Origin of the sequence: Streptomyces sp. NPDC102437 (assembly GCF_044765565.1) — a bacterium.
Taxonomy (GTDB): Bacteria; Actinomycetota; Actinomycetes; order Streptomycetales; family Streptomycetaceae; genus Streptomyces.
The window spans coordinates 1-14,248 of the sequence record NZ_JBIWKI010000034.1 but is presented as its reverse complement, the minus strand read 5'-3'; the positions used below and the strand labels follow the sequence as shown (position 1 = coordinate 14,248).

General features: G+C 66.6%; 13 protein-coding genes. All 13 read right to left on the bottom strand.

The window, feature by feature from the left end; translation table 11 throughout:
* Positions 1–40: 40 nt before the first annotated feature.
* Positions 41–886: a hypothetical protein gene (locus ACIRJP_RS31950; RefSeq protein WP_404181663.1), complete on the bottom strand. Its 846-nt coding sequence runs from the start codon at positions 884–886 to the stop codon at positions 41–43.
* Positions 877–1,563, bottom strand: a complete 687-nt coding sequence (locus ACIRJP_RS31945) for a TetR family transcriptional regulator (protein WP_404181660.1) — start codon at positions 1,561–1,563, stop codon at positions 877–879. Before ACIRJP_RS31945 ends, ACIRJP_RS31950 begins: the two co-directional genes overlap by 10 nt.
* A gap of 103 nt (positions 1,564–1,666) precedes the next feature.
* Entirely contained in the window at positions 1,667–1,906 is a 240-nt protein-coding gene (locus tag ACIRJP_RS31940; protein WP_404181657.1) for a ferredoxin, read from the bottom strand.
* On the bottom strand, positions 1,903–3,108 hold the full coding sequence (locus ACIRJP_RS31935) for a cytochrome P450 (protein WP_404181654.1): 1,206 nt from the start codon (positions 3,106–3,108) through the stop codon (positions 1,903–1,905). Before ACIRJP_RS31935 ends, ACIRJP_RS31940 begins: the two co-directional genes overlap by 4 nt.
* Before the next feature lie 55 nt (positions 3,109–3,163).
* Positions 3,164–3,904, bottom strand: a complete 741-nt coding sequence (locus ACIRJP_RS31930; protein ID WP_404181651.1) for an SDR family NAD(P)-dependent oxidoreductase — start codon at positions 3,902–3,904, stop codon at positions 3,164–3,166.
* 54 nt (positions 3,905–3,958) lie between these two features.
* Positions 3,959–5,014 carry an LLM class flavin-dependent oxidoreductase gene (locus tag ACIRJP_RS31925; RefSeq protein WP_404181648.1) on the bottom strand — a complete coding sequence of 352 codons (1,056 nt, stop codon included), beginning with the start codon at positions 5,012–5,014 and terminating at the stop codon, positions 3,959–3,961.
* Positions 5,011–6,306, bottom strand: a complete 1,296-nt coding sequence (locus ACIRJP_RS31920; RefSeq protein ID WP_404181645.1) for an NtaA/DmoA family FMN-dependent monooxygenase — start codon at positions 6,304–6,306, stop codon at positions 5,011–5,013. The genes ACIRJP_RS31925 and ACIRJP_RS31920 overlap by 4 nt, the downstream gene beginning before the upstream one ends.
* Positions 6,307–6,348: 42 nt before the next feature.
* Positions 6,349–7,536, bottom strand: a complete 1,188-nt coding sequence (locus ACIRJP_RS31915; protein ID WP_404181642.1) for a cytochrome P450 — start codon at positions 7,534–7,536, stop codon at positions 6,349–6,351.
* A gap of 128 nt (positions 7,537–7,664) precedes the next feature.
* Positions 7,665–8,495: a methyltransferase domain-containing protein gene (locus tag ACIRJP_RS31910; protein ID WP_404181639.1), complete on the bottom strand. Its 831-nt coding sequence runs from the start codon at positions 8,493–8,495 to the stop codon at positions 7,665–7,667.
* Between the two features lie 48 nt (positions 8,496–8,543).
* The gene (locus ACIRJP_RS31905) at positions 8,544–8,735 is read right to left on the bottom strand and encodes a ferredoxin (RefSeq protein ID WP_404181637.1); all 192 of its coding nucleotides are present in this window, start codon (positions 8,733–8,735) and stop codon (positions 8,544–8,546) included.
* On the bottom strand, positions 8,719–9,915 hold the full coding sequence (locus tag ACIRJP_RS31900; RefSeq protein WP_404181634.1) for a cytochrome P450: 1,197 nt from the start codon (positions 9,913–9,915) through the stop codon (positions 8,719–8,721). The genes ACIRJP_RS31905 and ACIRJP_RS31900 overlap by 17 nt, the downstream gene beginning before the upstream one ends.
* A gap of 137 nt (positions 9,916–10,052) precedes the next feature.
* A complete protein-coding gene (locus ACIRJP_RS31895; protein WP_404181631.1) occupies positions 10,053–10,514 on the bottom strand; it encodes a nuclear transport factor 2 family protein in 462 nt (153 codons plus the stop codon).
* Between the two features lie 64 nt (positions 10,515–10,578).
* Complete coding sequence (locus tag ACIRJP_RS31890; protein WP_404181628.1) at positions 10,579–14,109, bottom strand: SDR family NAD(P)-dependent oxidoreductase; 3,531 nt, start codon at positions 14,107–14,109, stop codon at positions 10,579–10,581.
* Between the last annotated feature and the right edge of the window lie 139 nt (positions 14,110–14,248).

Below are 14,248 nucleotides of genomic sequence, written 5' to 3'. Positions count from 1 at the left end.
TGCGTACCTCGCCTCTGTCGGATTTGCGGGGAAGGTGATTTCAGGGCCGCCATGTCGGGCTGTTGCGTGCCGACTCATGGTGGTTGTAGTCGCGGTGGTCGAAAGAGTGGTACTCGAAGATCTGGTCTGCCCAGGCCGGGTCGAACGGCAGATGGCTTCGCAGGGCGTTCACCCTGCCGATGTATCCATGCTTGCCCTCGTCGTTGAAATCGGTGATGGCGGCGAGTTCTCCTGTCCTGTCCAAGATGGTGATGATGTCGTCGAAGTAGCTGGTGATGCGGGGCAGTAGCTGCTCGTCCTGCGCGCTGCGAAATACCTCGAAGGCAGAGGTGGTGGAGGAGTAGTAGTCCAGGTCGAAGGAGATGAACCCCAGCGGGTTTCGCGCGAGGTGCTCGCTGTGTGTGCGCAGGAATTCCGGCACAGTTTCGGCCACGTCGCCGAGCACGAGTTCGGCAGATCCTCGAAGCTGGTTGCGCAGGTCCGTGCTGTCCATGGGGTACTGGCCCTGGCTCCACACGTAGAGCAGGTCCCGGAAGTCGGTGGACTCGGGCAGGCCGGCTCCCGAGTCGAAGCCGACTACGTGCACGTTGAGGCCGCTGCTGCGGGAGTAGTGCCGGGCGTGCCGGCTCAGCGCCTTGAGGCCGCCGCCGGATCCGACGCCGAACTCCAGGAGTGTCACACCGCTGTAGCCCAACGAGGAGGCCAGCTCGACGGCCTTGCGGGCACCGTAGGCGTACATGGGTCGGTCGACGAGCCCGAAGGAGTAGCGAACACTGTCCGGGACTGCTGGGACGCGCTCGGCGGCCCGGATCATCGACTGCAGCCGGAGCCCCGACATGGACCAGTCGCGCAGGGTGTGGAGGAAGTCGGGCATGGTCAGTCCCATTTCTCTGGTGTTCTGGTCGGTAGGGGGGCCGGGAGCCAGTCGCTGTGCAGTGCTGTGGACAGCTGTTCCAGGTGTACGAGGGTGAGCGCCCGCAGAGCCCACAGGTCCTCCGGGTGCTGCCGACTCCAGACGCGGTTGACCACGCGCATGGCGCCGCAGACGGCTGCCACCAGGACTCGGGGGCGCAGATCGAGGTCCGGGTCGACGCCTTCCCTGCGGGCGATCTCAAGTGCCAGTTTTTCTTCAAGGACGATGGCTCTGCGCAGGTGGGCGCCGAGCAGCCCCGGCGAGGAATCGACCAGACGGGGCATGCCCATGCACAGTTCATAGGTGGCGACTTCTGCGAAGAGGCGCTCGAGGTTTTCCCAGGTGACCAGGGAGGCCTGGCGCAGTGCCGTCAACGGAGGCTCTTCGGCCGGGCGGGCGCGCAGAGCTTGGATCAACTGGCGCTCCAGCGCCTCCTGGAAGCTGAGCGCGACATCTTCCTTGCTGTCGAAGTAGCGGAAGAAGGTGCGCTGCGATACATCGGCGACGGCCGCGATCTCATCGACCGTGGTCTCGTCGTAGCCGTGCCGCAGGAAGAGGTCGAGAGCCGCGCGGACCAGTGTGTCGCGTGTCCGCTTTTTGTTGAACTCACGCGTTCCTGGGGAAGGCGTGGCCGATGCAGGCAGGTTCATGTCCGGTGCTCAGTCCGTCTGGTTTCAAAGGGAGGGGGTGCTGAAAGAGCCGGGGCAGCCCGAGACCTGGGCACCGTGATGCCTGGGGCCGGGCTGCGGCAGTTCACAGCTCAGGAGCGATCTTCCGGCCGGTGCTGTCGTGGACGGAGATGGCCTCGACGGGGCAGTTGTCCGCCGCGTCACGGACCAGTTGGTCCTCGTCGACGCGTTCTTCGATCGGCTGGGAACGCCCGTCGACCAGCTGGAAGTGGTCAGGAGCGATTCCCACGCAGATACCCGAACCGATGCACACCTCGGTGTCGGTCGAGATACGCCAGCAGTCCTTCGCCATGACGTGACTCACCACCCGACCATGAGCTGTTCGGGGCCGCGCAGCAGCCCTCCGGTCTTCCACGGGATGTCGTCCGGGGCCGCTGCCAGGTGGAGATCGGGGAACCGGGCGACGAGGGATCCCAGCGCCACCTGCAGCTCCACGCGGCCGAGCTGTGCACCCAGACAGTGGTGCACACCGTGCCCGAAACCGATGTGCTGGTTGCGCTGCCGCCCCAGGTCGAGCCGGTCCGGGTCGGTGAACACTGATTCGTCACGGTTGGCCGCGAGAAGTGCGGGGAGCACTGCCTCGCCGGCGCGGACGGTGACCTCCCCCAGCTCGACGTCGTCCGTGGCGATGCGTGCGAAGCTCGCTGAGTCCAGGGGCACGTACCGCACGAGTTCTTCGACCGCGGTGGTGATGAGGGAAGGGTCGGCCTTGAGGCGGGCCATCTGCTCGGGGTGGGTCAGCAGGACGTAGGTGAAGGAGGCGATGCGGTTGGCGGTCGTCTCATGGCCGCCGATCATGATGTCCTCGGCCATACGTACCAGTTCGCTCTCGCTGAGCCGCTCCTCCTGGTCCCTGGCCCGGACCATCATGGAGATGAGATCGTCGGCGGGCTCGCGCCGCCGCTTCTCTATCAGTTCAGAGAAATAGGCGCGCAGTTCCTGGCGGGCCTGAGTGATCTCCTCGGCCGACCGTTTGGTCGTTGACAGGGTGGCGTCGGCCCATTCGCGGAACTTGGGGCGGGCCTCGGCAGGCACTCCGAGCAGTTCACTGACCACGGTCGCGATGGGGATGGGCAGGGCGAATTCCTGCACCAGGTCCAACGGGCCGCCGCGCAGCTCCATCTCGTCCAAAAGCCGGTCGGTGATGGTCTGGATACCCGGCCGCAGCCGTTCGGCGTGCCGCTGAGTGAAGATTCGGGCGACGATTCGCCGCAGACGGGTGTGCTCGGGAGGGTCCGTGTCGAGGATCCCGCCCTCTTCCGCGAGGTTGTTCGGCTGGATGCGCGGCACGTCCATGCCGACCACTGCGGCTCGGCTGAAGCGGGTGTCGGCCAGAACCTTCTTGGTCTGTTCGTGGCCCGTGACGAGCCAGGCGTCGCCGCCGTAGGGGAGTCGCACCCGGCTGACGGGGCAGGCGCGGCGCAGTTCGCCGTACTCCTTCTCCACCCCGGGGCCGCGCAGTGGGGGGAAGGGGAAGTCGACGGGGTCCGGAGGTGAGGTCGTCATCTGTGGTGTGTGCCTCTCATGGTGTGAGGAAAGGGGCCGGGCGGGTGTTCGCGGCTCAGCGGCCCAGGTGCGTGCCCCCGTTGACGTGGATGGTCTGGGCCGTGGTCTGTGCGGCTGCGGAGGTGGTGAGGAAGGCGACCATGGCGGCAACGTCGTCCACCTCGGTGGCCCGCTTGGTGGCGCCAGATTCGATCACCGGGCTGGCGTCGCCGCTGGCCATGAACTCACGTGCGCGGTTATTGCTGATGGTGAAGCCGGGCGACACGACGTTGACGGTGATCCCCCGCGTGCCCAGTTCGTGGGCGAGGTCGGTCGCCCAGGGTTCCAGGGCGGCCTTTGCCGGTCCGTATCCGTAGCCGCTCGCTCCGAAGCCGCGTGCGGCGATCGAGCCGATCACGACGATCCGGCCCCCCTCGGGAATACGGGGCTCGAGGGCGGAGGTCATCAGGACGGCGGTCATCAGGTTCGCGTCGATGTTGCGCAGCCAGGCCTCGCGCAGCTCCTTGAGCTGCTGCCGCGGCGGCATCGCGTGGTCGTATTCGGTGGCGCCACCGGCGTTGTTGACCAGGACGTCGATTCGCTCGGGAAGCTGTGAGAGCGCGGCCTCAACGGCGTCGGGATCGGACGCGTCGAAGGCCAGAGGGGTGACGAGCGGCCCGAGTTCGGCCGCAGTCCGCTCGAGGATCTCGGCACGGCGGCCGGTGATCACCACCTCCATGTCCTGAGTGAGGAGATGCTCGGCTACGGCTCGGCCGATGCCGTATCCGCCTCCGGTGACGATGGCTGTGCGTCGCATGACGGTGCTCCAAGTGGTGCGGGCCGTGGTGACCCGCTCGGGGTGGTGGGGTGGTCAGGCCGTCGGGTGCAGGCCGTCGGGGCGCGGCAGCCCGAGCCGGGCGCGCAGCGTGCTGCCGGGCGGAACGGTCGGGAGGGGGTTCTGGCGGCGCAGTGACGAAGCCAGGTTCACCAGCGCGGTGTGAGCGGCATCGTCCGGTCCCTCGGGCGGCAGCAGGACGAAGCCGTCGGCGGCTTGGGCCGCGAAGAGCTCCTGCAAGTGCGCCGCGGAGGCGTCGGTGTCGCCGGCGCGTACCCGGTGTTCCAGGACGACCAGGACGTCGTCCTCCTTACGTCCTGCTTCTCGGGCATGGCCTCGCACCGTGTCGCGGATGGTGCGGGCGGTGCCCTCTGGGTGCTCCCCGCTCGCTGGTATGACCGCGATGTCGGCCCTGCGACCGATGAGGGCCAGGTCTTCGGAATCTTGCACCCGCCTCAGCAGAACGGGGTGGCCCTGCGGAGGGCGGGCGATATTCAGCGGTCCCGCCACGTCGAAGTGAGTCCCGGTGTGATCGAGTTGGTGCAGACGCTCTGGCACGAAGTAGATGCCGGATTCCCGGTCGCGCAGGAAGGCATCGTCCTGGAAGCTGTCCCACAGCCCCCTCACCACGTCGATGAACTCTGCTGCCCGGTTCTGCCGGAGAGCGGCCGGTGCGACGTTCTGGTCAGGTTCGTGTGCCGGCTCACGGTAGTTGGCCTGTTCGGCTTGCGCGGTCTCGTCGTCCGGCGCAGCGGCTTCCCAGCCGGACCGGCCTGCACTGAGAAAGTCGACGGTGGCCAAGGCCCGGGCCACGTGGTACGGCGCGAGCTGCCCGGTGCAGACGGTGCTGATCAACCCGATGTGCCCAGTGGCCACGGCCAGGGCGGCCGCGAGCGTGCCCGCCTCGAAATCCGGGAGGCGGTGCGCGTGCCCGGCGGTGGATTGCTGGTCGTGGAGCAGCAGTGCGTCCACCTCGGCCTGTTCACAGGCCAGGGCGCGTTGCCGCGCACGAGTGAAGGCTGCCGCGCCGACGGGGCCGCCTGCGGTGAGGAGAGGGGTGAGGAGGACCGGCCGACCGGTGCGTATGCTCACGCCGCACCTGCCCCGGCCGCGGCGAGCGGTGCGTTCAGGCTCAGGTTGTCGCGAAGCGTGCCCTCTGTGTACGCGGTGCGTACGAGGTTGCGCCGGCGCAGTTCCGGGATCACCTGGTCCACGAAGTCGTCGAGTGCTCCGGGGAGATAGGGGAAGTCGACGATGAAGCCGTCAGCTGCTCTCTGGGTGAACATCGACTCCATATGGTCCGCCAGTTGTTCGGGAGTGCCCGCGATGATGTCGCCGGTCTGCCGCATCGCCAGCTGGCGCAGCGTGAGGTTCTCCCGCCGTGCGAGGGAGATCCAGCGTTCGGACGTACTGTGCGAGTGGTTCGATGCGGGGATCTCGGGGACGGGGCCGTCCAGCGGGTAGCCCGTCAGATCGAGGTCACCGAGCTGGTCCTGGAGGGCCCGCAGAGCGACGATGTCGGGCACGAGTTCCTGCAGCTCGTGCAGGCGTTCCTGGGCTTCGGCCTCGGTGCTGCCGACGATGGGTTGGAGTCCGGGCCAGATCTGGATGCCGTCGGGTCGCCTACCGTGTTTGACTGCGCGGTCCTTGAGGTCGGCGTAGAAGTCCTGTGCGTCTGAGAGCCGGGTATGCCTGGTGAAGATCACTTCGCCGTGGCGGGAAGCGAACTCTCGGCCCACCGGTGAGGCACCGGCCTGGAAGATGACAGGGGAGCCTTGCGGCGTGGGCGGCAGGTTCAGCGGGCCGCGGACGCTGAAGAACTCGCCCTCGTGGTCGATCGGCAGTCGGTGGGTGCCGTCGCTCGTGGTTTCCTGCGTCCACAGTTGCCGGGCCACGGACAGGAACTCCTCGGCCCGGGCGTAGCGCAGGTCATGTTCCATGTGCTCGGGGAAACCGAAGTTGCGAGATTCCCAGGGTGCTGCCGAGGTGACGACATTCCAGCCGGCCCGGCCTCCGCTGATGTGGTCCAGTGACGCGAACTTGCGGGCGAGATCGTAGGGGGCGTTGTAGGTGGTGGTCGCCGTTGCGGCAAGTCCTATGTGCTCGGTCGCCGCGGCATAGGCAGCGAGCAGACTGAGCGGTTCGAGGTGCTCGTTGCGTGCAGTGCGGCTTAAGTGCTCGACGTCGGTGCCCCAGACCGCCACGACATCGGGGACGAAAAGACAGTCGAACACACCTCGTTCGAGCGCCTGGGCATTGCGCCGGTGGAACGCGAAGTCGAGCTGGGAGTCGGCCGGAGCCATGGGGTGCCGCCAGGCGGCGACGTGACCGCCTGGCCCGTCGATGATGGCTCCGAGCCGCAGCACTCTTCCCTCATGCGCCATAGGTGGTCCTTCGCTGATGTGGGTGTGTTGGCGGGGGCCGCTTCAGACCGGCAGGGCGCGCAACTCGGCCGCGCTGGATACGTCAGGACCCCGGCGTGGTCCGGAGGTGAAGCGGGCGGGCATCCTCACGAAGCCGTTGACCTGACCCACCGTCGGATACCGTTGCGCGGCTCCTTCGACGAGCTGGTAGTCGGGCAGACGTGCAAGCACTTCCTCGACCATGACCTCGAAGTCCATCCGGGCGATGTGCCGGCCGATGCACCGGTGCGCGCCGATCCCGAAGGCCGCCTGCCGCCGTGCGTCGCGGTCCAGGTCGATGATGTCGGGGCGTGGGAAGACCTTCGCGTCGAGATTGGCGGCCGCCCAGGAGACCAGGACACGCTCCCCCTGCTTGACGGGACAGCCGCCGACGCTGTCATCCCGCATGACCGTGCGTCCTGCGCCAACCACCGGTGTGAAGTAGCGAAGGAACTCATCGCAGGTGTCGGGGATCTTCTCTGGGGCTCCGACCAGACGCTGTCGGGTCCTGCGATCGCGGTCCAGGAACTCGAAGGTGTTGGAGAGCAGCGCGGTGGTGGTGTCGACACCGCCGGGGATGACGGCGTTGCAGACAGCGACGATGTCTTCGTCGGGGATCTTCTTCCCGTTGATCTCGAGCTGGGTGAGGAAACTGATCAGGTCCGCACCCGGGTCCGCCCGCCGCTGGGGTATCAAATCCCTTACCGTCTGGATGAGTTGAGCGAATCCCGCCTCAACGCGGTCGTATTCGTCGGTCCCTGGATGGGTGTAGGCCAGCGCGTGCACCACGTCGGCGTACAGGCGCCAGTCGTCCAGCGGCAGGCCCACCAGATCCAGGGTGATCAGAGCTGGCACGGGGTTCGACAGGTCGAGTACGAGGTCGATCTCGCCGCTCTCAATGTGCTGGTCGACACACCAACGTGCGTACTGGGCGATACGCGGCCGCAGTTTTTTAGCTGCCGCCGGCGAGAAGAACTCGTTCATGGCACGCCGCCACTGCAGGTACTCCGGCGGGTCGATCTCCAGCGGCAGGCCGCGGAAGGACGACGCCGGGACCACGGTGCCCTGGGGGCGTCCCGGTGCGTTGGGCAGTTCGTGCGCCGAGGAGAAAACCTCGGGACGCCGGGCCACGTCGGTTACTTCGTCGAAGCCCGTGACGATGTAGAAGCCGCCGTGGTGGCTGCTGTAGGCCACCGGGCAGTGGGTGTTCATAGCGATGTTCGCGGCCCAGGGGTCGCGACCGTATTCTGCGGAGTGGTGGTCGAAGTTGGTTCGTGGCGCTTCACCGGCCACAGGAATCTCCCTTCGGATGGCAGGCGGGGGCTCGGGGGCGCCTTTGGTCATGCGCGGACCGCGGTCAAGAAGAGGTAGCCGTTCTCCGGGGTAGCCGCGGCGCGGCGCATGAAGTCGATGAGCGAGGCGACCTGCTCTTCGCCGGCCTGTTCGACGAGCTTGTCGCGGACGGTCTCCACCACATCGGCGAGGATGGCGCCGGTACGGGAAACGTTCTCGCTGATGTCGCGGATCTCCACGTCGATGAATCCGTTGGCCGACAGCGTCTCGCGGTATTCGTCCATGGTACCGAGGGAACGCACCTTGTAGGTCTCGCAGATGTGGTCCAGGACCACACGTCCCCCGGGGCTGACCGGCCCGCGTTCGATGATGTCGGCAATGGCGAGGCGGCCGCCGGGGCGAAGGACGCGGGCGGCCTCAGCAAGCACACTGCTGCGATCGGGCATGTGCAGCATCGACTCCAGTGCCCAGGCTCCGTCGAACGAGCCGTCGGGGAAGGGCATGTCCATGGCGTCCGCGAACTGGAAGGTGGCACGGTCGGCGAGCCCGGCCTGCTCCGCACGTTCCGTGGCCTGCGTCACCTGGACGTGACTGACGGTTATTCCCACCACGTTCACGTCGCGGGCACCAACGAGCCGCAGCGCGGGATTGCCAATGCCGCAGCCGATGTCCAGGACACGCTCTCCGGCCCGGGGAGCGAGACCCGAGATCATCAGGTCGGTGAGGCGGTGGGTGGCCTCCTCGATGGAACTGTCATCCGCGCCGTTCTCCCAGTAGCCGTAGTGGAGGTTCGGGCCCCACACGGTGTTGAGGACCTGACCGATCCCGTCGTAGAAGCTGGCGACGTCATTGGGGGCGGGAGCCTGGCCGAGAGACATGAGGAACTCCGTATCTGGGGAGTGATGGTGGTTTGTGGGCGCAGTCGCTCACTGCAAGGTGAGCGCGTTCTCGGGGCAGTTGGAGACGCAACGCGACACCCGTTCCGCTGACTCCGCGGGGACCGGGCCGCTGAGGACAACGACGCCGTAGCCAAGGTCGTCGCAGTCGAAGACGTCGGGAGCGATGGCCATGCAGCGCAGATGACCTTGGCATTTCTCGGTGTCAAGCCAGACTTCCATGTCTGCCTCCGAATTCGACGTCGAGTCGGCGTGGCCCCCAGACATGGCCGGTTGACCAGGTCACAGGGTCGTCTCCGGCCAAGGAAAAGTCCGGAATGGCCCGCAGCCACTCCTCGAGGGCAACACGCATTTCAAGACGAGCAACGGTGGAGCCGATGCAGCGGTGAATGCCGACGCCGAAGGCGAGATGCCTGTTCGTGGCGCGATCGATCACCACCCGGTCAGAATCAGGGAACTCGCCGGCGTCACGGTTGGCAGAGGGTATCCCCATGAGGATGGAATCGCCTCTACTCAGCCGGGTTCCGTAAAATTCGGTGTCGCGCGTGACGACTCGAGCTATCTGGACCGGAGAATAGGATCTGAGGAATTCCTCCACGGCGGATGGAATCAATTCGGGGGAGGCGGAAAGGCGAGTGCGGTCTTCGGGGGTGCGTGCCAGATGCCACAAGCTGCTGCCAATGGCGCTCCAGGTGGTGTCGATACCCGCCGTAATGATCAGAACAAGTGCGCCGAGGAGCTCTTCGGGATTCAGCTGGCTTCCGTCAATCTCGGTCGATAGTAGCAGTCCGACCAGATCGTCCTGAGGGTACTTCGTCCGATCTTCGATCAACTCCTGGAGAAACTCCTGGGTTTCCGACATTGCGTTCTGGATCTCGTCCATGTCGTTGGAATCCAGGATGGCGCGCATCCGTTCACCGAAGGCCTCTTGCTGCTCCGGCGGACACCCCATCATCCGGGCCATGAACCGTAGCGGGATCTTCTTCGCGTACTCCGCCGCAGCGTCGCAGCGGCCCCGCGGCTCGATCTCCCTCAGCAGTTCCCGGGCGTGCTCGCGGACCAACGGCTCCATGCGGCGGATCTGTCGCGGGCCGAAGGCGGGCAGCAGCAGCTTTCGGAAAGGCCCGTGCCGGGGCGGGTCCAGGGTGATCGGTGGGCGTTCGGCCAACTCGTCGCCGAAAGCATTCTTGGGCACGCTGATGGAGGAAGAGGAGAACAGATCGGGGTTCTTCGCGACATCCTCGACGACCTGGTGCCGGGTGGCGATCCAGTAGCCACCGAGTTGCTCGCTGCGGGCCACTGGGCACCGCCCGCGCATGCCGTCGTACACAGCGAATGGGTTTTCCCCGGAAGGTGGGGAAAATATGTCGAATTCGGTGTCGTGTTCCCTGTTTTGAGACACGTCTTCCCCTTGGGTGGCAGAATTCGGCCAGTGTCTGGTGTGATGGTCGACTGCAGGAGCTGTGCTCGGAAAGGAAAGTATCCGGAGTGGCCGGCGCAGCGGGCTGGACGCGGCCCACTGCGCCGGCCTGTTCCGATCTAGAGGTAGCGACGTTCCCCGTCACCGCTGAGCGGTGACCACCACTGGTCGTAATTGGTCGCCCCGGCGCCGAATATTCCGCCGAATCCCTCAACGACCCTACCGTCACGCCAATTTAGCATCTGAACTCCGGAGATGTCGAGGACATCGTAGGGAGACTTGCTTCCCGTCGGCGCCCCATTTCGGACCGCGTGGATTTTGTTGACGTCGATCGAGTAGCCGTCATCGTTATTGATGAGGAGTGTGACCGGCTCCATGCTCCAGGAGCCTCCGGAAGCCTCCAGCATTCCCTGGACGTATGCCAGGAAATCATCGATTCCGACCCTCCAGCCGGCGTGGTGGTGGCTGCCCGGAGCCAGGAAACGCAGATCCTCCGACCAGTACAGGGCGGTCTTCTCACGGTCCCCGGAACTCACTGCCTCGTATGCGGCGGCGACCAACTCAGGGGTTATTTCAGTCATGTGCGATCTCCTTGTGGGTGGAACGACCAGGGCAGGCTTGCCCGGACATCAGAGGGAGGGGCGGTCACGCCCCCGTAGCGGAGCCCGGGCCATCGAGGCTGATGAGCCACTCGTCCACGGCTCGTGCCGTGCTATCCGCGTGGTCTTCCATGACGGTGAAGTGATCGCCGGGCGTCTTGAGGGACGCATCGGCCGGCAACCACGACGGGCCCCAGTCCGCGTCAGCCAACGGGCTGCCGTCGGAGTCGGGCAACGCGTCGGCAGCACGGACGAACAGCGTGCGAGTGGGCAGGGTACGAGGCCCCCAGGCGCCGAACACCTCGAAATAGCCGGCCATGGCCGTCAGGGACACGTGGTCCATGGACACGAACTGCTCACGCCGGGCAAACAGCCCCTGCGTAAAAGCCCGTTGGAGACGGGGGGTCATCTCGTGCGCCAGATAGGTGTCCACCATGACGGCGGCGTGGGCCGGGTGCCCCATCTGCTCAAGACGGTCTGCGACTGCGTGGGCGATCCACCCTCCGGAGGAGTAGCCGAGAACGGCGAACGGCACGCCGTCCGCATACTCGAGTGCGGCGTGGGCCTGCATGTCCACCAGGGCGTCGATGCTGCCCGGTATTAACTCGCCGTCCAGGAAGCCGGGCTGCGGCAGAACGATGGTGTCGCGCGAATCACGCAGCGCCGCCGCGAAGCGCGCGTACTGATGGGCCCCTGACATCGCCACCACGGCGGGAAAGCAGATCAGCAGCGGATCGCGCGGACCGCGCGCCAGCGGGACCGGATGGGGGCGCTGTTCGAGTTCGTCCTGGGTCTTGAACGTGCTTCGGAAGTGCGCGGCGAGCCGGACCAGTTCCATGCCCTCATCGATCCGGTCTGACGCGCAGGCCTGACGGAACAGCTCTCCGAGTGTGTCGCCTGCCGTGCCATCCTTCGGCGTGAAGTCGTCATCCGTGGGCTGGGTGCTGGAGACGGCCTCCTCCTCGTGCGAGGCGTGGAGGCGATCGAGCGCAGTTCGAAGGAAGCTGGTGAGCGCAGGCGGTGTCGGCTGGTCGAAGACCACCGTGGCGGACAACCTCAAGCCCGTGGCCCGCTCAAGCCGGTTCCTGAGCTCAACTGCGGTCAGCGAGTCGAATCCGAGTTCTGTGAAGGCCCGGTCGCCGCCGACGGCGTCGAGCGAGGTGTGGCCGAGTACCGCGGCGACCTCACCGCGTACCAGGTCGAGAAGAGCCTTCTCCTGTTCGTCGGAGGCCAGCCCAGCCCACCGTGTCCGGAGGTCGGGCTCGGGTCCGTCGCTGGCCGCCGAGGCCCGACGCGGCCGGGCCTTCGGCCGGACAAGGGCATGCCACAGGGGCAGCAGCGGCGCACGCGAGGACAGGGAACGCAAAGCCTCCGTGTCGATGCGGGCGGAAAGGAGCAGCGGCTCGGAACGATGCTCCAGCTCATAGGCGAGGGCCGCGTCGAAGAGCGCCAGGCCCTGCTCCGTGGAGAGCGGCAGTAGCCCTCCCCGCTCCAGCCGGTGCCGGTCCTTGGCACCGAGTTCCCCCGCCATGCCGCTCTCGATGTCCCAGGGCCCCCAAGCCAAGGACACGCCGGGGAGACCGGAGGCCCGGCGATGCGCGGCCAGCGCATCCAAGAATGTGTTCCCCGCCGCGTAGTTGGCCTGACCCGCGGAACCCAGTACGCCGGCCGCCGACGAGAACAGAACGAAGGCAGAGAGGTCGTGCTCGCGCGTCAACTCATGCAGATGCCATGAGGCGTCCACCTTGGGGCGCAGCACGCGGGTAACCCGCTCGGGGGACAGTAGGTCCAGGACTCCGTCGTCGAGAACGCCGGCGGCGTGCACCACGGCTGTCAGCCGCTGGTCTGCGGGTATGGATTCGAGGAGCTTCACCACGTCGGAGCGCTCGGCCAGATCACAGGCAGCGACCGTAATCCGCGCCTCAGGACCGGCCAGGTGTTCCAGCTCCTCCCGCAGAGCCACCATTTCGGGAGCCCGCTCGCCACGGCGGCTGGCGAGGAGCAAGTGGCTTACTCCGTGGGCGGAGACCAGATGACGAGCCACCGCGCTGCCGAGCGCCCCGGAGGCGCCGGTCACGAGCACGGTCCCGCGCGGGTCGAGGCCGGACGGCTCGGCCGCCGTGTGCGAGGGGTGGGACACCAGCCTCGGAACATGAACGGATCCCGCGCGTACAGCGGCCTGCGGCTCCCCCGAAGTGAGCACCTCGCTGAGCGGGCGCCACGGTATCTCAGCAGTGCCGGCTTCGAGATCGACGATGGTCACCCGACCGGGATGTTCCGATTGGGTGGTGCGCACCATGCCCCAGACTGCGGCCATCACGGGGTCGACCTCCGACGCCCCGTCGGTCGCTACGGCGGCGCAGGTGATCAGCACCAGGTGCGAGCCGAGGAAGCGGTCATCACGCAGCCAGTCCTGCAGCAGACCAAGAGTGTTGAGAGCGAGGCTCGATGCCGCCTCGGGCGCGGTGGCACCCGATGGAGCTTGCAGTCGCATCATGACGGTGTCCGGTGCCGAGCCCGTGCCGGCGACAGCGGTCGCGAGCTCCGAGAGCTCGCGGTACGCGTCCACATGAACGCCGATGTTACGAAGCGACTCGTGGGTCCGGTGCGTCCGCCGTTCGGAAGCATCCAACAGCGCCCACCAGCCGGGAGGCACAGTATCGCGGGAACCCGGCATCTGCTGCCAGTCGATGCACAGGAAAGACGGGTGAGGCCCGTTGGCGGAGCCGACGGGGAGCGACCTGAGTGTGAGCTCCCCAACGGCACCCAGAGATGCCCCGCTCCCGTCGAACAACTGCAACGCCACGGTGTCCTTGCCGACGGCCGACAGCCGGACCCGCAACGTGTCCGCTCCTGCTACGGCAATCCGCACATGACGCCAGGCGAACGGCAGACTGGGGCCTTCCCTGTTCGCGTCGACGAAGCCCCCAAGCCCCACGGCGTGCAGAACCGAATCCAGCAGCGCCGGATGGATGACGTACTGTTGCGCGACGTCACCGGCTGCTTCCGGGAGGGAGACTTCTGCGAACACCTCGCCCTTGGACCGCCAGACCGCGCGAAGGCCCTGAAAGGCCGAACCGTAGTACAACCCGCTGTCGGCCAACACGTCGTAGACACCGTCCAGTTCGACACGCACGGCATCCTTCGGTGGCCATGTACGCATGCCGCCCGAGTCTTGCGAGCCGTGATCGGGGGAGGCTGTGACTGTCCCGTCCTTGGCCAAGGTCGCGCTCGCGTGTCGCTCCCAGCTGTCGGATTGGCGTGCGTGCACGTAGACGTTGCACCTTCCTCCCTCGTCGGCGGCTGCGACGGTGACGCGAATGTCTACTTCTCCCTGGTCGGGGATCGGGAGCGGCGTCTCTAGCATGAGATCGTCGAGGACGCTGTAGCCGCTCGTCTCTCCGGCGTGAAGAGCGAGTTCCACAAAGGCGGTTCCGGGGAACAGGACCGTCTCGCCCACGGCGTGATCGGCCAGCCACGGATGGCTGGCAAGAGAGATTCGGCCGGTGAAGATCGCCCCGCCCGATTCAGGATCGGTGACGACAGTGGACAGCAGAGGATGGTGCGCAGCCTCCAATCCCAGTTCAGCCGGTGCGTTTTCACGCGGTGCGTCGTGGTTGAGCCAGTAGGTGTGGTGTTGGAAGGGGTAGGTGGGGAGGGGGGTGTGGTGGGTTTTGGGGTGGTTGTAGTAGGTGGTCCAGTTGGGGGTGTGTCCG